General features: G+C 66.6%; 19 protein-coding genes, 4 tRNA genes and 1 pseudogene. 13 read left to right on the top strand and 11 right to left on the bottom strand.

Annotated features, from left to right (window positions below; genetic code table 11):
• Window positions 1-84: 84 nt before the first annotated feature.
• The 4 genes from pstS to pstB all read left to right on the top strand — a co-directional run bounded on the left by pstS (window position 85) and on the right by pstB (window position 4,076).
• On the top strand, window positions 85-1,203 hold the full coding sequence (gene pstS / locus HGB39_RS27815; RefSeq protein WP_005573175.1) for a phosphate ABC transporter substrate-binding protein PstS: 1,119 nt from the start codon (window positions 85-87) through the stop codon (window positions 1,201-1,203).
• Window positions 1,204-1,270: 67 nt separating this feature from the next.
• Window positions 1,271-2,344: a phosphate ABC transporter permease subunit PstC gene (pstC, locus tag HGB39_RS27820; protein ID WP_005573177.1), complete on the top strand. Its 1,074-nt coding sequence runs from the start codon at window positions 1,271-1,273 to the stop codon at window positions 2,342-2,344.
• Window positions 2,345-2,347: 3 nt separating this feature from the next.
• A complete protein-coding gene (gene pstA / locus HGB39_RS27825; protein WP_005573179.1) occupies window positions 2,348-3,256 on the top strand; it encodes a phosphate ABC transporter permease PstA in 909 nt (302 codons plus the stop codon).
• Between the two features lie 43 nt (window positions 3,257-3,299).
• Window positions 3,300-4,076, top strand: coding sequence for a phosphate ABC transporter ATP-binding protein PstB (gene pstB / locus HGB39_RS27830; RefSeq protein WP_005244341.1), 777 nt, complete (start codon window positions 3,300-3,302; stop codon window positions 4,074-4,076).
• A 140-nt stretch (window positions 4,077-4,216) separates the two neighbouring features.
• On the opposite strand, the gene phoU is transcribed toward pstB, so the two are convergent.
• The 4 genes from phoU to HGB39_RS27850 all read right to left on the bottom strand — a co-directional run bounded on the left by phoU (window position 4,217) and on the right by HGB39_RS27850 (window position 9,330).
• On the bottom strand, window positions 4,217-4,915 hold the full coding sequence (gene phoU, locus HGB39_RS27835) for a phosphate signaling complex protein PhoU (RefSeq protein WP_005254798.1): 699 nt from the start codon (window positions 4,913-4,915) through the stop codon (window positions 4,217-4,219).
• Between the two features lie 82 nt (window positions 4,916-4,997).
• A complete protein-coding gene (locus HGB39_RS27840) occupies window positions 4,998-7,031 on the bottom strand; it encodes an LCP family protein (RefSeq protein ID WP_054247754.1) in 2,034 nt (677 codons plus the stop codon).
• Window positions 7,032-7,150: 119 nt separating this feature from the next.
• Window positions 7,151-8,293 carry a tRNA dihydrouridine synthase DusB gene (gene dusB, locus HGB39_RS27845; protein WP_005244337.1) on the bottom strand — a complete coding sequence of 381 codons (1,143 nt, stop codon included), beginning with the start codon at window positions 8,291-8,293 and terminating at the stop codon, window positions 7,151-7,153.
• An 80-nt stretch (window positions 8,294-8,373) separates the two neighbouring features.
• Window positions 8,374-9,330, bottom strand: a complete 957-nt coding sequence (locus HGB39_RS27850) for an acyl-ACP desaturase (protein WP_005254796.1) — start codon at window positions 9,328-9,330, stop codon at window positions 8,374-8,376.
• 494 nt (window positions 9,331-9,824) lie between these two features.
• Here HGB39_RS27850 and HGB39_RS27855 point away from each other — a divergent pair, with 494 nt between their 5' ends.
• Both HGB39_RS27855 and HGB39_RS27860 read left to right on the top strand, forming a co-directional pair.
• The gene (locus HGB39_RS27855) at window positions 9,825-10,265 is read left to right on the top strand and encodes an MmcQ/YjbR family DNA-binding protein (protein ID WP_081276480.1); all 441 of its coding nucleotides are present in this window, start codon (window positions 9,825-9,827) and stop codon (window positions 10,263-10,265) included.
• The gene (locus tag HGB39_RS27860) at window positions 10,262-10,864 is read left to right on the top strand and encodes a hypothetical protein (protein WP_005566652.1); all 603 of its coding nucleotides are present in this window, start codon (window positions 10,262-10,264) and stop codon (window positions 10,862-10,864) included. Before HGB39_RS27855 ends, HGB39_RS27860 begins: the two co-directional genes overlap by 4 nt.
• A gap of 6 nt (window positions 10,865-10,870) precedes the next feature.
• On the opposite strand, the gene HGB39_RS27865 is transcribed toward HGB39_RS27860, so the two are convergent.
• Window positions 10,871-11,959, bottom strand: coding sequence for an NAD(P)-dependent alcohol dehydrogenase (locus tag HGB39_RS27865; protein WP_005566651.1), 1,089 nt, complete (start codon window positions 11,957-11,959; stop codon window positions 10,871-10,873).
• 6 nt (window positions 11,960-11,965) lie between these two features.
• Entirely contained in the window at window positions 11,966-12,439 is a 474-nt protein-coding gene (locus tag HGB39_RS27870; RefSeq protein WP_005566650.1) for a DUF4334 domain-containing protein, read from the bottom strand.
• A gap of 111 nt (window positions 12,440-12,550) precedes the next feature.
• Here HGB39_RS27870 and HGB39_RS27875 point away from each other — a divergent pair, with 111 nt between their 5' ends.
• Window positions 12,551-13,153 (top strand): TetR/AcrR family transcriptional regulator, encoded by a 603-nt coding sequence (locus tag HGB39_RS27875; RefSeq protein WP_005254791.1) that lies wholly within the window; start codon window positions 12,551-12,553, stop codon window positions 13,151-13,153.
• A 44-nt stretch (window positions 13,154-13,197) separates the two neighbouring features.
• Here the strand turns inward: HGB39_RS27875 and HGB39_RS27880 are convergent.
• Window positions 13,198-13,270: transfer RNA gene (locus tag HGB39_RS27880), tRNA-Lys, on the bottom strand.
• Between the two features lie 327 nt (window positions 13,271-13,597).
• Between HGB39_RS27880 and HGB39_RS27885 the strand changes: the two genes are divergently transcribed.
• The 4 genes from HGB39_RS27885 (at window position 13,598) to HGB39_RS27900 (ending at window position 14,738) form a co-directional block, all read left to right on the top strand.
• A complete protein-coding gene (locus HGB39_RS27885; protein WP_005254790.1) occupies window positions 13,598-14,254 on the top strand; it encodes a TetR family transcriptional regulator in 657 nt (218 codons plus the stop codon).
• A gap of 98 nt (window positions 14,255-14,352) precedes the next feature.
• Window positions 14,353-14,425 (top strand) — tRNA-Glu (locus HGB39_RS27890).
• A gap of 96 nt (window positions 14,426-14,521) precedes the next feature.
• A tRNA-Asp gene (locus tag HGB39_RS27895) sits at window positions 14,522-14,595 on the top strand.
• Between the two features lie 66 nt (window positions 14,596-14,661).
• Window positions 14,662-14,738, top strand: a tRNA-Phe gene (locus HGB39_RS27900).
• 62 nt (window positions 14,739-14,800) lie between these two features.
• On the opposite strand, the gene HGB39_RS27905 is transcribed toward HGB39_RS27900, so the two are convergent.
• On the bottom strand, window positions 14,801-15,136 hold the full coding sequence (locus tag HGB39_RS27905) for a nuclear transport factor 2 family protein (protein ID WP_005563186.1): 336 nt from the start codon (window positions 15,134-15,136) through the stop codon (window positions 14,801-14,803).
• 83 nt (window positions 15,137-15,219) lie between these two features.
• Here HGB39_RS27905 and HGB39_RS27910 point away from each other — a divergent pair, with 83 nt between their 5' ends.
• On the top strand, window positions 15,220-15,933 hold the full coding sequence (locus HGB39_RS27910; RefSeq protein WP_242323376.1) for a TetR/AcrR family transcriptional regulator: 714 nt from the start codon (window positions 15,220-15,222) through the stop codon (window positions 15,931-15,933).
• Here the strand turns inward: HGB39_RS27910 and HGB39_RS27915 are convergent.
• The gene (locus HGB39_RS27915; protein ID WP_005563182.1) at window positions 15,930-16,781 is read right to left on the bottom strand and encodes an alpha/beta fold hydrolase; all 852 of its coding nucleotides are present in this window, start codon (window positions 16,779-16,781) and stop codon (window positions 15,930-15,932) included. The two genes, HGB39_RS27910 and HGB39_RS27915, sit on opposite strands and share 4 nt — an antisense overlap.
• 156 nt (window positions 16,782-16,937) lie before the next feature.
• On the opposite strand from HGB39_RS27915, the gene HGB39_RS27920 reads away from it, so the two are divergent.
• Complete coding sequence (locus HGB39_RS27920; protein ID WP_005244320.1) at window positions 16,938-17,591, top strand: TetR family transcriptional regulator; 654 nt, start codon at window positions 16,938-16,940, stop codon at window positions 17,589-17,591.
• Between the two features lie 9 nt (window positions 17,592-17,600).
• On the opposite strand, the gene HGB39_RS27925 is transcribed toward HGB39_RS27920, so the two are convergent.
• Both HGB39_RS27925 and HGB39_RS40530 read right to left on the bottom strand, forming a co-directional pair.
• Window positions 17,601-18,425, bottom strand: a complete 825-nt coding sequence (locus HGB39_RS27925) for an SDR family oxidoreductase (RefSeq protein WP_005563178.1) — start codon at window positions 18,423-18,425, stop codon at window positions 17,601-17,603.
• Between the two features lie 62 nt (window positions 18,426-18,487).
• Window positions 18,488-18,627, bottom strand: a pseudogene (locus tag HGB39_RS40530) (TIGR00374 family protein); the annotation flags it as partial.

The raw sequence follows: 18,627 nt of genomic DNA on the forward strand, positions 1-18,627 counted from the left end.
CCGTGTTGCCTGGTGCAGATTTCAACGAAGCGCACCTCATGTCGCCGCCCGATCGCGGGCGAGACGGTATTTCCGGAGGACTAGGTGAATCTCAAGCGCAATGGCGCCCTGCTCGGTGCAGTGGCCCTGGGTGCCATGACCTTGGCCGCGTGTGGCAGCGACAACAACGCGGCGTCGAGCGGCGTCGACGCATCGTCGTCCAACGCGACGTGCGAGGGCAAGGCCAACCTCTCCGCGGCCGGTTCCTCGGCCCAGAAGAACGCCATGGACCAGTTCGTCTCCACCTACATCTCGGTCTGCCAGGAAAAGGGTAAGACCGTCAACCTGGCGTACAACCCCAGCGGTTCCGGCGACGGACGGACCCAGTTCATCGCGGGCCAGATCGACTTCGCCGGCTCCGACTCGGCGATCAAGGCCGAGCAGGCCGAGCAGGCCAAGGCCCGGTGCGTCGGCGGCGAGGCCTGGAACCTGCCGCTGGTCTTCGGACCCGTTGCGCTCGCCTACAACCTCGACGGCGTCGAGGACCTGGTGCTGAACGGCGAGGTGACCGCCAAGATCTTCAACGGCACCATCAAGAAGTGGAACGACCCGGCCATCGCCGCGCTCAACCCCGGCGCCACCCTCCCGGACCAGGACGTCACCGCCATCATCCGCTCGGATTCGTCGGGAACCACCGACAACTTCCAGCAGTACCTGACGGCGTCCTCCAACGGCGCCTGGACCACCGGTGCCGGTTCCGACTTCACCGGCGGAATCGGTGAGGGCGCCAAGGGTTCGGCCGGTGTCGCTCAGGCAGTGGCCTCCGCCCCGGGCTCGATCACCTACGTCGAGAAGTCCTACGCCGACCAGAACAAGCTTGCTACCGCACAGATCGACACCGGCTCCGGCCCCGTCGCGCTGTCCGACGAGTCGGCATCGAAGGCCATCGAGGGTGCGCAGTTCAAGGGTCAGGGTGTGGGCGATCTGACCCTCGACCTCGGCTCGATCTTCGGTACCAAGGAAGCGGGCGCGTACCCGCTGGTGCTCGCCACCTACGAGATCGTGTGCTCGAAGGGTTACGACGCCGACACGTCGGCCGCGGTCAAGTCGTTCCTGACCAGCGCTGCCAACGAGGGGCAGGGCAACCTGGCAGAGCAGGGTTACGTGCCGCTGCCGGACTCCATGAAGGAGAAGCTGAACGCATCGGTCGCCGCAATCGGCTGATCGCACCATTAATCGTTCGGACCCGCCCATGACTCGATATTCTGACCAGGAAAGATTGCGAGCGCAGATGAGTGAAGCGCACATCGAATCAGCACCTCGCGCCTCCGGCTCCGCTTCCGGCGGAGTCGGGGTGGGCGGTCCGAACGGCACCCCGGAGGCCGAGTTGAGTACCACCAAGGCCGAAATCCCGACTCCGACAGGTGCACCCCGCGGCAAGGCCGCCGCCAGGCCGGGGGACCGGATCTTCAAGTCGCTCGCGACCACCTCCGCCATCTTCATCTCCATCCTGATCGCCGCGATCGGCATCTTCCTGGTCTGGCGCGCAGTTCCCGCACTGAGCCGGAATCAGGTCAACTTCCTCACCAGCCGCGAGTGGGTCACCCAGAACATCAACGCCATGGCGTTCGGTGTCCTCGACCTCTTCCAGGTGACCGTCCTCGTCTCGCTGTTCGCTCTGATCCTCGCGATGCCCGTCGCCCTCGGCATCGCGATCTTCCTCACCGAGTACTCGCCGAACTGGCTCAAACGGCCACTGGCGTACGTGATCGACCTGCTGGCCGCCGTGCCGTCGATCGTCTACGGCCTGTGGGGTCTGCTCGTGTTCGCTCCCGCGATCAAGCCGCTTGCCGTGTGGCTCAACGAAAAACTCGGCTGGTTCCCACTGTTCGCGACCGGAAGCGGTTCCATCACCGGCGGTGGCACCATCTTCACCGCAGGCATCGTCCTCGCCGTCATGATCCTTCCCGTCATCACCGCGGTCACCCGCGAGGTGTTCGTGCAGACACCGACGTCCCACATCGAGGCTGCGCTCGCACTGGGCGCCACCCGGTGGGAAGTGGTGCGAACCACGATCATTCCGTTCGGCAAGTCGGGCTACATCAGCGGATCGATGCTCGGCCTGGGTCGCGCCCTCGGCGAGACCATGGCGCTCTACCTGATCCTGCGCACCACGTCGCAGCCCTTCGGGTGGTCGCTGTTCGACGGCGGCGCCACCATCGCCTCGAAGATCGCTCTCGGCTACGCGGAGTTCAACAACAACATTCAGGCCGGCGCCTACATCGCCGCAGGTCTGGTGCTCTTCGTTCTCACCTTCGTCGTGAACGCCGCGGCCCGCGCCGTGATCGCAGGAAAGAAGGACTGACCCATGACCGCGACACTCGACAAGCCGGTCAAGGCCCCCACCTTCCAGGGGGTCGGTGTCCGCCGACGCATCATCGATCTGACCGCCACCGTCCTCGTGACGCTGGCAGTGCTCGTGGCGCTGGTCCCGCTGGTGTGGGTCCTGATCACCGCCGTCATCAAGGGAATCCCTGCCCTGACGTCGGCCACCTGGTTCACCCACTCGCTCAGCGGACTGACGTCCTCGGCGGCGGGCGGCGGCATCTATCACGCGCTGATCGGCACGATTCTGCAGGGAATCGTCTGCGCGGTGCTGTCCATTCCTCTCGGACTGTTCGTCGCGATCTATCTCGTCGAGTACGCCGACCGGAAGTCGCGGCTGGCGAAGCTGACCACGTTCATGGTCGACATCCTCAGCGGTGTCCCGTCGATCGTGGCCGCCCTGTTCATCTACGCCCTGTGGATCGCGACGTTCGGTTTCCCCAAGTCCGGCTTCGCGGTAGCACTCGCTCTGGTGCTGCTGATGGTCCCCGTCGTCGTCCGCAGCACGGAGGAGATGCTCCGCATCGTTCCGCAGGACCTGCGGGAGGCGTCGTACGCGCTGGGCGTTCCGAAGTGGAAGACGATCGCCAAGATCGTGCTGCCCACCGCACTGCCCGGCATCATCACGGGCGTCATGCTGGCGCTGGCCCGGGTGATGGGTGAGACTGCGCCGCTGCTGATCCTCGTGGGGTACGCACCCTTCATCAACTTCAACCTGTTCGGTGGCGAGATGGGCACGCTGCCCGGCGTCATGGTCGCCGAGATGAACAACCCGACCGATGCCGGTACCAACCGCATCTGGGGTGCGGCGCTGACGTTGATTCTCCTCATCGCCGTCCTCAACATCCTGGCCAAGGTCATCGGCCACTTCTCGCAGGTCCGCAGCAAGTGACACATACACTCGATTTCGAACACCAATCAGTAGGGAGCCGGTAATGGCCAAGCGTCTGGATCTCAAGGACGTCAACATCTACTACGGCAAATTCCACGCCGTCGCCGATGTCGGGCTGTCCGTCCCCCCGCGGAACGTGACCGCCTTCATCGGCCCCTCCGGCTGCGGCAAGTCGACGGTGCTGCGTTCGCTGAACCGCATGCACGAGGTGACTCCCGGTGCGCGCGTTGAGGGTTCGATCCTGCTCGACGGTGAGGACATCTACGGTTCCGGCATCGATCCGGTCGGCGTGCGCAAGACGATCGGCATGGTGTTCCAGCGTCCCAACCCATTCCCGACGATGTCCATCAAGGACAACGTGGTGGCCGGGCTGAAGCTGCAGGGCGAGCGCAACAAGAAGCGTCTCGACGAGGTGGCCGAGCGGTCGCTGCGCGGCGCCAACCTGTGGACCGAGGTCAAGGACCGTCTCGACAAGCCGGGCGGCGGACTGTCCGGCGGTCAGCAGCAGCGTCTGTGCATCGCCCGGGCCATCGCGGTCTCGCCCGACGTCCTGCTGATGGACGAGCCCTGCTCGGCGCTCGACCCCATCTCGACCCTCGCGATCGAGGACCTGATCACGGAGCTGAAGAAGGACTTCACGATCGTGATCGTCACCCACAACATGCAGCAGGCGGCGCGTGTGAGTGACCAGACCGCGTTCTTCAACCTCGAGGCCACCGGCAAGCCGGGCCGTCTCGTCGAGATCGACGACACCGAGAAGATCTTCTCCAACCCGACGCAGAAGGCCACCGAGGACTACATCTCGGGCCGCTTCGGATAGACCGAGCACACGAGGACGCCCCGACCGGAGATCCGGCCGGGGCGTTCTCGTGTCCGGGGACGGCGGCATCGGACGAACGGGACGCTCGTACGGTCAGACCGTACGAGCGTCCCGTTCGCGCGAAAAGTGTTGGCGGAGTTCTACAGTTCCGGGTACGAGGTGAGGCTGTCGGCGTCGGCTACGGCGGTCTCGGTGTCGTCGGGCAGCTTGCCGGTGACGAGGAAGATCACCCGGCGGCCCACCTCGACTGCGTGGTCGGCGAAACGCTCGTAGAAGCGGCCGAGCAGGGTGACGTCGACCGCAGCGGCCACGCCGTGCTTCCACTCGCGGTCCATGAGCACGGTGAACAGGTGACGGTGCAAGTCGTCCATCGCCTCGTCCTCTTCACGCAAGCGGGCGGCCCTCTCGGGGTCACGCGTCTCGAGAACCTCGCGGGCAGCGGCGCCGATGGAGACGGCGATGCGTCCCATCTCGGCGAAGTAACCGTTGACCTCTTCGGGAAGCACGTGGTTGGGATGTCGGCGGCGCGCGATCTTGGCGACGTGGAGAGCCAACGCACCCATGCGGTCGATGTCGGCGACGATCTGGATCCCGCTGACGACCGAGCGGAGGTCGCCGGCGACCGGTGCCTGCAGGGCGAGGAGGGCGAACGCCCGCTCCTCGCAGATGGTGCTGAGCTCGGTGATCTTGTCGTGCTCGCCGATCACCTGCTCGGCGAGGGAAAGATCTGCCTGGAGCAGCGACTGGGTGGCGCGCTCCATGGCGACCCCCGCAAGCCCCGCCATCTCACCGAGCAAGTCGGCAAGCTCGGTCATCTGTTCGTTGTAAGCCACGCGCATGAGTTCACAGCCTACGGTGCACGGGAAACCAAGTCACGATCACACGGTGAACGCGGGGTGAACGACGCAACCCGGCGGGCGCTCATTCGCAGGACGTGTCGCCTGCGTTCACAACCGCAAGGTCCGCGGGGATTTCCACGTCCTCGGGCTGGCCGATTCGCACGTCCGACATACTGAGCGGTGTGTCGATCGGGCTCGGTGTCTGGACGGTCCCGGAGAAGTTCGAACCGAGCGCGACCTCGACGACCGTCCCCAGTCCGGTGGTCGACTCGAGCACCGCACCCGGGAACGACGACGCCAGGGTCGCCGCCTCGGCTTCGTGGCCCGGCGAGAACCGGACGACGGTCTCGCCGCTGGTTCCCGTGTAGTTGCCGACGTTGTAGATCTGGAACCCCTCGGCGGCCAGCGAGTCGGCCACGGTCGCGGCCAGTCCCGACTCACCCGATGCGTTCGACACCTGCACGGTCACGCTGGACGGGTCGACGGCCTGGACCGACAGCGGCGCCGGCGCGGCCTGCGGTTCGGGGGCGGAGGGCAGGGGTTCCGCACGCTTCTCGCCGGGCAGCGCCTCGTCGTCGATGATGGCGCGGAAGATGGCCTTGATGTCGTCGGTGCGGGGAATCTCGTTACCCCACTCGGTGGTGCCTGCGGTGGGCACCGTCAGGAACGTGACCGCGCCCGCATCGACGTTCTGCAGTGAGCGTCCGAGCGTGACCAGCGACTTCGTGTCGATGTTCTCGACGAACGTGTCGCGGGTGAACGCGTTGATGAAGCCGTTCAGTTTGCCGGGATTGAGCAGCACCTGACTGGACAGGGCGCCCCGCAGCAGGGCGGACAGGAATCTCTGCTGACGGTTGATGCGGCCGTAGTCGCCGTTGCCCTCCGCCTCGACATGTCTGGCGCGGACGAAGTTCAGTGCGGTCTTGCCGTCGAGCATCTGAGTGCCCGCCTCCGGCAGAACGGTGCCGAGGACGCCGTCCTCGAGCGGCTGGGTGGTACAGACCTTGACCCCGCCGATCTCGTTGACCATCGACTCGAAGCCGGCGAAGTCCATGCCGACGAAGTGGCCGATCTTCAGACCCGACATCTTCTGGATCACCTTCACCAGGCACTTCGGTCCGCCGAGCGCGTAGGTGGCGTTGAGTTTGTCGCCGTCGGCGGCGGGGAAGGTCTCCTCGGTGTAGGTGCCGCTGGCGTTGTCCCAGCCCTGGCAGACGGGCCGCTCGACGTCGAGGTCGCGGGGGAACGACACCGCGACCACCCGGCTTCGGTCGGCGGGGATGTTGACGAGCATCACCGTGTCGGCGCGGGATCCCTCGGCGTCGTCGATGGTTCCGGCACCCACTTCGCCGCTCGCGCCGGCGCGGGTGTCGCTGCCGACGATGAGATAGGTCTCGTCACCGGTCTGCCCGACGGCGTCGACGATGTCGGTCGACTCCGTGTCGAGTGCCGCGATCTGGTCGAACTTGCCTTCGGTGGAGCGGAGGTAACCCCAGACGATGCCGGTTCCGGCGAGTGCGACCACCGCCACGAGCGCGACGACGGCCCGTCCTGCTGCACGCAGACGCTTGCGTTTACGGGTCTTGTTGAGGGCCAGGCGGGTGGTGCCCGGGTTGCCGACCACCTGCGGTACCGCAGTGGTCTCGGCGGAATCCGCGACCCATTCGGGTTCGGGCGTGCTCTGCGGGGGTTCCGGATCCGGCGGCGGAGGCGCGGCAGGGGTCTCCCGCGGCGGAATCCCGGGAGGCGGCGGCTGCCGCTCGTCGATCGGGGGAATGATCTCCGTCTTGTCCGGATCGTCCGGCTCGCTCGGTTCTTCCCCGGAAACCTTCTTCACCAGGTCTGCGACGGAGAGCGCTTCGGTGGGTCCACCCGCGGCCCGGCGGCCGATCCGGCCACTGTCGTGGCGGGACGGTTCGGTGCGCTCTACCTGCGCACGGCGCTCGGGTGGCGCGGTCCGTTCGGGTGGCGCGGTCCGCTCGGGTGGTGGCTGCCGCGGCGGGAGTCGCCGCGGCCGTCCCGACTGGGCTTCTCGGTAGCTGGGATCCGCGAGAGGACGCTCCCAGGGGGCGCGGGATTCGGGAGTCGGTGAGTCCGAGCTGTGATCATCACCCACCGATGCAACCTGACCTCTCCGCCGACTCCGACCTCCGTCGGCCTCGACGGATTCCAGCCATAGTACTTATCGAACGTCGGGGCTCCACACATGTAGCGAGGTGACGCGCGTTCGTGCTGCTAACCACCAGAATGCATGAGGTCGGCGCCGGCGGGTACCAGGCAGTCGTCGGGGTCGTCGAGCCATCCCTCGGGGAGCGCGACCGTCCCGGGTGACCCCTGACGTCCCCGTGGTCCCTCGGCGTCCTTGGGGAACGGGATGGTCGGATCGAGCTGAACCAAGAGGTCGTCGAGTTCGGTGAGGGTGCTCACGAGGGCCATCGCGACCCGCAGTTCGGACCCGGCGGGGAAGCCCCGCAGGTACCAGGACACGTGCTTGCGCAGTTCACGGAGGCCCTTGTCCTCGCCGTGGTGATCGGCAAGGAGCTCCGCGTGCCGGCGGATGATCGTGGCCACCTCGCCGAGATTGGGCGGAGTGGGCTGCGGGTTTCCGTTCAGTGCGGCGCTCAGCTCCGCGAACAGCCATGGGCGCCCGAGGCATCCGCGCCCGACGACGACGCCGTCGCACCCTGTCTGTTCCATCATGCGGGCCGCGTCCTCGGCGGCGAAGATGTCGCCGTTCCCGAGTACGGGCACGTCCGTGACGTGTTCCTTGAGCCGGGCGATCTCGTTCCAATCGGCCGTGCCGGAGTACCGCTGCGAGGCGGTACGCGCGTGCAGTGCGACCGCGGCGGCGCCTTCGCCGGCGGCGATCCGGCCGGCGTCGAGATGCGTGTGGTGCTCGGCGTCGATGCCGACGCGGAACTTGACGGTCACCGGGACGTCGGTCCCCTCGGTCGCCTTCACGGCCGCCGCGACGATCCGGCCGAACAGGGTGCGCTTGTACGGCAGCGCCGCGCCACCACCCTTGCGGGTCACCTTGGGAACCGGGCAGCCGAAGTTCATGTCGATGTGGTCGGCCATGTTCTCGTCCACGATCATCTTGGCCGCGGCGTACGTGGTGTCGGGGTCGACGGTGTACAGCTGCAGCGACCGCGGGGTCTCGGTCGGGCCGAACGTCGTCATGTGCAGGGTCGCGGGCTGTCGTTCCACCAGCGCACGCGCGGTCACCATCTCACAGACGTACAGGCCGGACGTGCTGCCCGCGCGCTCCGTCTCGAGCTCACGACACAGCGTGCGGAACGCGACGTTGGTGATCCCGGCCATGGGGGCCAGAACCACCGGACTGCGCAGCTCGAGCGATCCGATACGAAGGGATGACATTGACGACCTCTGGGAAAGTGCTGGAACAAAAACTGTGCCCGGTACCGAATCCGGTACCGGGCACAGGATAACTGTTTACGTCACGAAGCCTTCTGCTCGCGCTTCTTGGCCTCGCGGGCCAGCATGCGGTCGCGCTGCTCCTCGAACTTGGTGGCCTGGCCCTCGAGGTTCTCGAGGAACTTGCCGAGGCTCTCGCGGACCTCTTCGCCGCGGGCGGTGAAATCGGTCCGCTCGAAGATGTTCCACTTGCGCAGGACGGGCATCAAGACCTCTTCGAGGTGCTGACGCAGGTCGTAGATGCCGTGCTTGGCCATGAGCACACCGTTGCGCCGGAAGTTCGGCATGCCGGCGCCCGGCATCTGGAAGTTCTGGACGATCATGTTGATGGCCTCGAGCGCCTGATCGGGCGCGAGGTCGAGGGCAGCACCGCACATGTTGCGGTAGAAGATCATGTGCAGGTTCTCGTCGGCGGCGATGCGCTGCAGCATCTTGTCGGCGATCGGGTCCTTGCACGCCTTACCGGTGTTGCGGTGGCTGACGCGGGTGGCGAGTTCCTGGAACGTCACGTACGCGACGGAGTGGAGGAAGCCGGCGTCGACGTCGGCGGGGGAGGCGAAGCCGTTCGTCATGTGCTCCATGCGGAAACGCTCGAGCTGGACGGGGTCGACGGCGCGGGTCACGACGAGGTAATCGCGCATCACGATGCCGTGACGGTTCTCCTCGGCGGTCCAGCGACCGACCCACGTTCCCCACGCGCCGTCCTGCGAGAAGTTCTCGGCGATCTCGCGGTGGTACGACGGCAGGTTGTCCTCGGTGAGGAGGTTCGTGATCATCGCAGCCTTGGCGACCTCGTCGAGCTGCGACTGCTCGGGATCCCAGTCGATGCCGCCCATCGCGGCGAAGTTGCGTCCTTCGTCCCACGGAACGTAGTCGTGGGGATGCCATTCCTTGGCCATGGAGATGTGGCGGTTGACGTTCTCTTCTGCAACCGGCGACAACTCCTGCAGCAGTTCGAGTTGGGTCAGATCCCTCGCCATGTGTAATGCCTCCAGTAGCTCAATTTGACTTTGTTCAGCCTACGGCACCGTAAGTAGGTTGGTAAACGCCGTCGGCGGCCCGGGAACCGTCCAAGTTACCGATCCGTAATGGATCTTCCGGGATGTGTCGCCGCCACGCGGCGAACCGTTACATGACAGTGTACTGATGAGCGTGCGTACGCGGTGACCAGCGTAATCATCGCAGGGAGAGATCATCACAGCGACGCGCGGACAGTTGTGGACGATTACAGATTTGTCGGTCTCCACAGATTCCCTGTCGTAACTCGAGCCGTGTCGGCGGTTGCGCGGAACCCGTTCGTCCGGGTTGTCGGTCTCCTGGGAATTCGATCCACCCCAGGTGTGAATATCGCCACCCGGGCCCAGTCCGCCGCCCGCACCCTTTCCGAGCAGGCCACCCAGGACCCCGTCGAGCCCGCCGACGAGCGTCGGCAGCGCCGACTTCACCGCGGTCTCGGCGGCGGGAAATCCCGCGTATGTCCGTTATGCCGGTTGCGGTCGGTCTGGGCGCTGCCGACAATCGTCACATGGGCAACAACATGAGCCGCCTGGAACAGATCGTCGCCGAGTTGCCCGAAGCCGTGCGCGTGGACGTCGCCCAATGGGATGGACACCTGACGTTCCGGGTGCGGGGGAAGAACTTCGTGTTCAGTGACGTGGAGGCCACCCGGTTGACGGTGAAGCTCACCGTCGACGAGGCCGAAGCGGTCGTCGCAACGGAACCAGGGGCCGAGCCCGCGGGATACGGTCTCGGTAGACACGGCTGGATCGCACTGGACGTCGCGGACGCGGACGAGCCTCGGTGGGAACAGCTGCGTGAGTGGATCAGGACGTCGTACACGCTCGTCGCCCCGAAGCGACTGGCCGAGCAGGTGCTGGACGAAGAACCGTTGCCGACGCAGGGAGACCAGTCATGACGACCGAGGACAGCGCATCCACTTCCACACCGGCGAAATCGGGCCTGCCTGCGTGGGCCAAGAAGGCCATCGGCATCGCAGTCCTCCTGGTGGTGCTGGTCATCGCCTACTTCATCCTCGCGGCCTACCTCCCGCGGGCGTGGGCCCAGAACGTGGGTGGACTGGCGAACGGCAGCTTCGGCGGCGGCATCCTGTGGGGACTGTTGTTCGGCACCCTGTGCACCCTCCTGCCGCTGCTGCTGGTCCGCGGAGCGTGGCGGCTGTTCCGCCGGCGCCGGTTCAAGCCGGTGCAGATCGTGTTGCTGATCCTCGGTGTCCTGGTGGTGCTGCCCAACCTGCTGACGCTCAGTGTGGTGCTCGGCGGCAACAGCGCAGCGCACGCGGGCGAACGGATCATGGACGTCGACGCGCCCGGATTCCGCGGCGCATCGCTCGCCGGCGCCATCATCGGAGTGGTGCTGTTCCTCGGCGTCGCCGGAGTCAGCTTCACGTACCGCAAGCGCGGCGAGGATCTCGCCGAGATGCGAAGAGATTCGAAAGCGAAGGACGGACAGGTGGGCGACGGGCCGCCGGTCGGACCGTCACCTGCCACGCCCTGAGCGAATTCACCACACGAGCACGGGCTTGATCACCGTGCCCGCGGCCTGATCGGCGACGGCGCGGTTGATGTCGTCGAATCGATACTCGGTGACGAGACGGTCGAACGGGAATTTCCCGTCCGCGTGCAGCGCCAGCAACTGCGGAATGAACTGCTGTACCGAAGAATCGCCCTCGACGCAGCCGCGGAGGGTCTTGCCGCTCAGCATCAGATCCTGAATGTTCACCACCACTTCGGGTGCGCCGAGGCCGACGACCACCGCGCTGCCCCGCGCGCGCAGGCACGACAATGCCTGGCCGATGACGGCGGGGATCCCCGTCGTGTCCAGGGCGTGGGTGGCGCCGCCGCCCGTCGCCGCACGGATCGATGCGACCGCGTCCTGTGACCCGGGATCGAGCGCGACCGCGCCGAACTCCTCCGCGAGCGCACGTCGCGCGGGTACCGGATCGACGGCGAGAAGCGTTGCGACGCCGGCTGATCGGGCCGCGAGCAGCGCGGCGAACCCGACACTGCCCGCGCCGAAGACGACCACACTCGAATCGCGGCCCGGCCGGAGCACGTTCAGTACCGCACCGGCACCCGTCTGGAACCCGCAGCCGAGCGGCGCCGCGGCGGCCAGGTCGACGGACTTGTCGACGACGACGACGTTGTCGGCGGTTGCGAGGACGTGCTCGGCGAAACTGGACTGGCCGAAGAACGCGGCGCGCACGGACTCGCCGTTCTGGGTGACGGTGGCCGAACCGTCCGCGCGTCGGCCCGAACTGTTCAGCCGGTGCGCGTCGACGCAGTACGCCGGACCCGCGCTTCGGCACTGGTCGCAATCGCCGCAGTGGCGGTAACTGAGAATCACGTGATCACCGGGCGCCACCCCGCTCACGCGTGACCCGACGTCGACAACGATCCCGGCACCTTCGTGCCCGAGGACGGCGGGGCCGGCGGCGCGGGGGAGGGCCGCCTTGGTGAAGAGGTCCGTGTGGCACAGGCCGGTGGCGACGATGCGCACCAGTACCTCGTCCGCGCGGGGCTCGTCGAGTTCGACCGTCTCCAGCGTGAACGGAGAATCGGGTCCGCGTGAGACCGCTGCTGTGACCTGCATTGGAGCTCAGTCTCTTTCGAGCAGGAAGTAGTAGTGCCGACCGTCGTCGAGGACCAGTGCGGACTTGCCGTTCATGATGCCCATGAGGGTGGAGTCGTCCACCTTCTTGAAGTGGTCGAAGATGGGTGCGCCGTCGTACACCATGGTCGCGGTGACCTCACCCCGGAACTCGATGTTCCACAGGCTGGCTTCGCCGTTGCCGCCCTTGATGTCGGAATAGAGGTTGCCGTCCACGTCCCGGCAGATCAACGGCTTCGCGTCCTCGAGGGAGTGGAACGTCTTTCCGTGCCAGCGGCTCGCGAACAGCTTCTCGTGGAGGCGGTGTCCGGTGGCGAAGTCGTCGCCCTTCCAGCTGCCGAGGATGTCTTCGGCCCTGACGGTGTCGAGCGCCGCCCACACGGCGTCGAGTTCGTCGGGCGAGACGCCGCTCTCGCGCCCCCGGAGCTCGTGGAACGTGCTGCGGGCCTGATCGATGTCCATGAAAACGGTCCTTGGGGTGAGGGGCGCGAGGTTTACGAACCAAACTGTTCGTCAACTGCGCACGCTACGCCGAACCAGATGGTTCGGCAACGGGCAATTTAGGATGTCGGAATGCGAACAGCGGGAGAAGCCACGCGAGAACGGATCCTCGCCGCGGCCAAGGCGGAGTTCGCCCGCCACGGAGTCGCCGGAGCCCGGATCAACCGCATCGCGGAGGCGGCCCGGGCAAGCAAGGACCGTCTGTACGCGTACTTCGACAGCAAGGAAACGCTGTTCGACGCCGTCATCACGCAATGGATCGCCGAGACGACGGAACAGACGGCGTTGCGGGGCGACGATCTGCCGGGCTACGCGGGCCGGTTGTTCGACGACTACGTGGCGCACCCCGAGAACGCGAGGCTGCAGAAGTGGGCCGACCTGGAGGTGCGCGAGCAGATCGCCGACGATGCGCGGATCCTCACGCTGCGCCCCAAGATCGCCGAGATTCGGCGTGGGCAGCAGGAGGGGTTCGTCGATCCGTCGTGGAACGCGGGCGAGCTGCTGCTCGTGATCACCGACATCGCCTTGTCACTGGCCACCGCCCGCGGCGGCCGCAAGCAGGCGGGGGCAAAGTCGGGGGAGCGCACGGTGGCGCAGCGGCGGCAGGCCACTGTCGAGGCGGTTCGTCGTCTGATCGGGACGCCTGCGGCGGCGGAAGCGCCGGGCCGCGAATGAGTGCTCGTGCCCCTTACCCGGCATGGTGCCGAGTAAGGGGAGAGTGCCCCCAGTAGGGCTCGAACCTACGACCTGCGGATTAAAAGTCCGTAGCTCTACCAACTGAGCTATAGGGGCGCGGGGCCAGAGTCTAGTGCGCAGACCGTGACCGAGAAAACAGGACCCCCGGCACGGCGCGCCGCGCGGGGGGTGAAAAGGGTCGGCTCGGGTGCGCACCCCCTGCAGCGCACCCGAGCCGACCCAAATTATACCACTTGGTGTGTTTTCGGCAGCAGTCCGGTTTCAGCTCCATAAAGGTCTTTGGGTTGGTTTCTGGGAAGTTTCCATGATCTACAGACTGCTCTGTCGGTTCTTTCAAAACGGGGATACTGTTATGTATGGCTCCATGCTCGTCCCAGTAGGGCGGAAAGAGGGCTACTGCATCTCGGAGAGGGATTTACCGTCATGGCACGTCAACAGGAACGTGCGCGACGCACTCGCGCTGCGCTGGTGGAGTCGGCCGCCATCGAGTTCGCCAAGCGCGGCTATGCGGCGGCGTCCGTCAACACGATCCTCGAGGGCTCGAACGCCACCAAGGGGGCGATGTACTTCCACTTTCAGTCGAAGGAAGAACTTGCCCGTGCCGTTCTTCAGTCCGGAGTCGAGCAATTCACCGCGCTGACCGACAGGTGGACGAGTCGCACGGACATCGGGCCGTTCGAAGCCCTCCACGGTTTCGTGATCGATCTGGCGAAGCTGTTCCATTCGAGCGTCATCGTGCGGGCCGAGTTCCGGTTGATCGTCGAACCCGAGTTCTATCCGGACGTACAGTCCGGCGGCTCGCAGGTGTGGGGGCGCGCCGCGCACGAGTTCGCGATCCGCGCTCAGCGCGACGGACTGCTGCGCGCCGACGCCGATCCCGAGAAGTTCACCAGGGTCCTGGCGGCGTCCCTCGCCGGCCAGCGGTACATGTCCGACATGACGGCGCTGGAGGGTGACCTCGGCGAGCGGTTCGCGGAATCGCTCGAAGTGATCCTCGAAGCGATGGCTTCACCCGAATGGTTGGAGAAGTTTGCGAGGGAAGGCTGGCCGGATTCCGGTTCGGAACTTCCCGATTCGTAGTCTGACCTGGCGATTTGGGAAATTCTCGATCCGTGTCCTAAGCTATCCAAGCTCCCAACGGAACGCCGTTGAGGTACTGGTTCGGAGAAATCCGGCGGGCCCCCTTCGTCTAGCGGCCTAGGACGCCGCCCTTTCAAGGCGGTAGCGCGGGTTCGAATCCCGTAGGGGGTACGTTTGACCGGTGTCGAGCATGCGGTATGGTTCGACGGCAGTAAAAGTGACACGCAGTAACGCTTTACACTGGTAAAGCAACAGCAGGACAAGCAAGGCCCTGTGGCGCAGTTGGTTAGCGCGCCGCCCTGTCACGGCGGAGGTCGCGGGTTCGAGTCCCGTCAGGGTCGCAAGTGTGTTGCCGATACCGAGTATCGGCAACACAATGCGATAGGCATTCGGTTCGGGTGCCGTCCGGCCAGGTAGCTCAGTTGGTACGAGCGTCCGCCTGAAAAGCGGAAGGTCGCCGGTTCGATCCCGGCCCTGGCCACCACGATTCACCGAAGCTCCGTTGTCGAGAACGTCGACAGCGGAGTTTTTTCGTTGTCCGTGTCGCTAGGGTGCGATCCGCAGTGTGTCGACGAGGCCGTCGCTGAGAACGAACTCGTACTTCAGTTCCACCGGGCTCCCGGGGAAATTTCCTTTCACCGTGGTGGTGATCACGTAAGTGTCGTCGGCGGCCGTTTCCGTTCCGGTCACCTCGACCGTGTAGGTGTACTTCGATTCGAGGTCCCTGCGCCATTGCCGGATGCCGTCGCGCCCGCGGACGGTCCGGCCTTCGTCGGTCACGGCCGCGTTGTCGGTGAAGCATGCTGTGAGTGCATCGAGGTCTCCTGCGTCGGCTGCCCGAAAGTAGCGCGTGACGATCTCGGGTGTCGTGGTGGTGCTCATGGTGATCTCCCTGTCCCTGTGCGTTGTCCCTGCCGGCCCGGCAGTCCGTGCGTATAGCGACGCTATAGAAGTAGCATAGCGGTGTGACAAAGAAGAGTGTGGCCGGTGACGCCCGCGACCGTCTGCTGAAGGCGGCGGCCCAACTACTCGACGAGGCCAAGGGCAAGCCCGTGTCCACCCGCGCCGTCTGCGACCTCGCCGGCGTGCAGGCCCCGACGCTGTACCACCACTTCGGCAGCAAGCAGGGCCTGTTCGACGCGGTCGTGGAGTACGGTTTCGGCCAGTACGTCCGGGCCACGAATCGGCGCGGGGACGACCCGGTCGACGACCTGCGGCACGGCTGGGACGATCACGTCCGCTACGGGCTCGACAATCCCTCGTTCTACGTCCTGCTGTACGGGCAGGTCGCTCCAGGCAAGCCGTGTGCGGTGACCTCCGTCGCCGAGACGAGGCTCCTCCAGTTGCTGACCGAGATCGCGCAGCAGGGACGCCTGCGCGTGACGCCTGCGGCCGCCGCCGGGCAATTCGTGGCGGCGAACGTCGGCATGACCCTGCACCTCATCGCGCAGCCGGAGGGCCGCGTCGACCTCTCCCTGTCACGGGAACTGCGCGACAACGTGATCGCCGGGCTGATCCGGCCGGCGCCCACTGTGCTGTCGGAGACCTCGAGGGAGGTGGTCGAGAAGGCGGACGCGCTCGCGCGCGCCCTCGACGCCGACGCGGGCCGGGCCGGGTTGAGTGCCGGCGAACTCCTCGTGATGCGGGAGTGGCTCGACAAACTAACGGCAGCGACCTAGGACTCCGAGCGCCGCCGCAGGGTGTCGAAGATCTCGCGGTAGTGCAGGTGAGCCATGAAATGACCACCGGTGCGGATGTTCAGCCTGGCGCCGGGAATCCGGCGGGCGAGCTCGGGCGGCCAGGTCGTGGGCACGAGTTCGTCCTCGGTTCCACCCCAGACGTCGACCGGCACGGTCAGATCCTCCGGCGCGAACCCCCACGGCCGCATCCACGCGCAGTAGTCCTCCACCATCCCGGGCGCCGTCCGGAGAGCCTCACCGGACATGAGCGAGAAGTTCCGGACGGGTTCGGAGCGGAGAACGGCTGCGTCCGCGGCGCCGAGGTCGCGGGCGCCGAGTCGCCGGAACAGGCGCGGAGCACGCAGCGCGACGGCGCCCATGACGCGAAAGCAGCTCCGCGCCACCAGCGGGGCGTGCTGGGACAGCCGGGTGAACACGCGGTCCCCGGCGGGAAGCTGGGCGAACACCCCGGGTTCGGTGAGGGGCAGGGCCCCGGCGATCACCGCGACACTTGTCACGCGCGACGCCACGCCGGAGCCCACCGCGAGCGCGTACTGCCCGCCCATCGACCACCCCAGGACACCGAAACGGCCGACGCCGAGGCGATTCACGAGGTCTTCGACGTCCCGGGCCCAGTCGAGGACCGTCCTGCCCGGCTGCGGATCCGACAGTCCGATCCCCGGACGGTCGGGGGACAGGAGCCGGATGCCCGCGTCGCGAGCACTCCGGTCGGCGGCCGCGACGTCGAGACGGCCGGCGAGCCCGCCGTGGGCGTTCACGACGGTGAATCCGCGGGGGTCGCCGTACTCCGCGAAACCCATCAGGCGTCCGTCGGGCAGCCGGATCACACGATCCTCGGGTCCGACATGAACTCTGGGCACGGGAACCTCCGGCGGTCGAGGCGAGTCTATCCGGGGGTGGCCCACGCAATCCGGACATCGTGACGACCGGAACCGGTGCCGTCGCCGGACGGCACCGAGGTGACTGTCGCTAGGCTGACGTCCATGAGCAGTGCTGAAGAGCCGCTGACGGCGGGCCGCGACGGGCTACTGTCGTTGCTTCGCAACGGGCAGCTGCCCTCGCGTGGGGCCAAAGCCCCCCAGCGGGAGCGTTATCAGCGGATCGTCGCCGCAGCGATGGAACTCGCCTCGGAGGGCGGGTACGACGCCGTGCAGATGCGGGCCATCGCCGATCGGGCGGGCGTCGCGCTGGGCACCGTGTACCGCTACTTCCCGTCGAAGAACCACATGCTGGTGATGGGCCTGTTGATGGTGTTCGAGGGAATGCGGTCCCGGTTCGAGGACGTCGCGATCCCGGGGGACACGCCGTCGGAGCGGATCCTGTTCGTCCTCCGGAAGAACACGGAAGTCCTCGAGAAGGACCGGCCGCGCTACGAGGCCCTGGTGCGCGCGTTCATGTTCGCGGACGCGTCGGCCTCGGCCGAACTGGATGCGTTCGGCGCGCTGATGACCGAAATGTTCGCCAAGACCATCGGTGTCGAGCACATCTCCGACGACCAGTTGAACGCCATCCGGGTGATCGGTGACGTCTGGATGTCGAGCCTGGTGTCCTGGGTGGCCGGCCGCATCTCGGTGGACGAGGTGATGGCTCACCTCGGGCTCGCGGTCCGTCTCGTGTTCCGGCGCCTCGGCGGCTAGTTCGCGCGCTCAGCGAAACGACTGCCGGATTACCGGTTCTCGCCGCTCGAGGATGGTGGCGGTGTGCTGGCGCACCATGCTGTCGAGGTGCTCACCCTGCGGTGCGAGCCAGAAGTCGCCCCGGTCGATGCCTGCGAAGACCAATTCCGCGAAAGTGTCTGCGTCGAGACCGTGGGTGCCGAGCAGTTCGCGCATCTGCGCGACCATCCGATCGACGGCCGGATGGGAGACCGCCCCGAACGGGTTGTCGAAGACGGACGTGACGACGGGCCCCGGCGCGAGCACGCTCGCGGACACCGGGGCGCCTACCATGGTCAACTCCATCTGCAGGCACTCGGTGATCGCGACGACCGCGAACTTCGATGCGCTGTACGGCGACATCATCGGACCGGGCGCGAATCCACCGACCGAGGCCGTGTTGACGACGCGTCCGCCGCCCTGGTCGATCATGCGCGGAACGAACGCCCGGATCCCGTTGACGACACCCGTGACGTTGACACCGAGGGCGGCGTCCCAGTCGGATTCGCCGAGTTGCCAGAGGAATCCGGCCCGCATGATTCCGGCGTTGTTGAAGAGAAGGTCCACCCGGCCGAACGAGTCGTACGCGAGATCGGCCAGGGCGTGGACGGACCCGGAGTCCGCGACGTCGGTTGCGCACGTGAGGGCGGCTCCGCCCAGATCTGCGGCCAGACGATCCAGCGCGGCCGTATCGATGTCGGCGAGGAGCACTGCCATACCGCGAGCGTGCGCGTGCCGGGCTATCCCCGCCCCGATTCCCGAGGCCGCGCCGGTGACGACGACAACCTGCTTTTCCTGTGTTTCCGGTTCCGTCACGGCTCGACCGTAGGACCGTCGTCGGCCGCCTCGGCCCGGGTTTCTCTCTCAGCGGGACATATTCACGTGCCGGGACGCCACAGTGGTGCGGGGTCCGGGCCCTCCTCGCCCTGCTGCTGCGCACCCCGGAAGCGTGCCGCGAAGACGATCCAGCCGATGGTGGCCATGAGCAGGAAGCTGACCAGGCGGTAGACGACGATCG

The organism is Rhodococcus opacus, assembly GCF_012396235.1.
GTDB classification, from domain to species: domain Bacteria; phylum Actinomycetota; class Actinomycetes; order Mycobacteriales; family Mycobacteriaceae; genus Rhodococcus_F; species Rhodococcus_F opacus.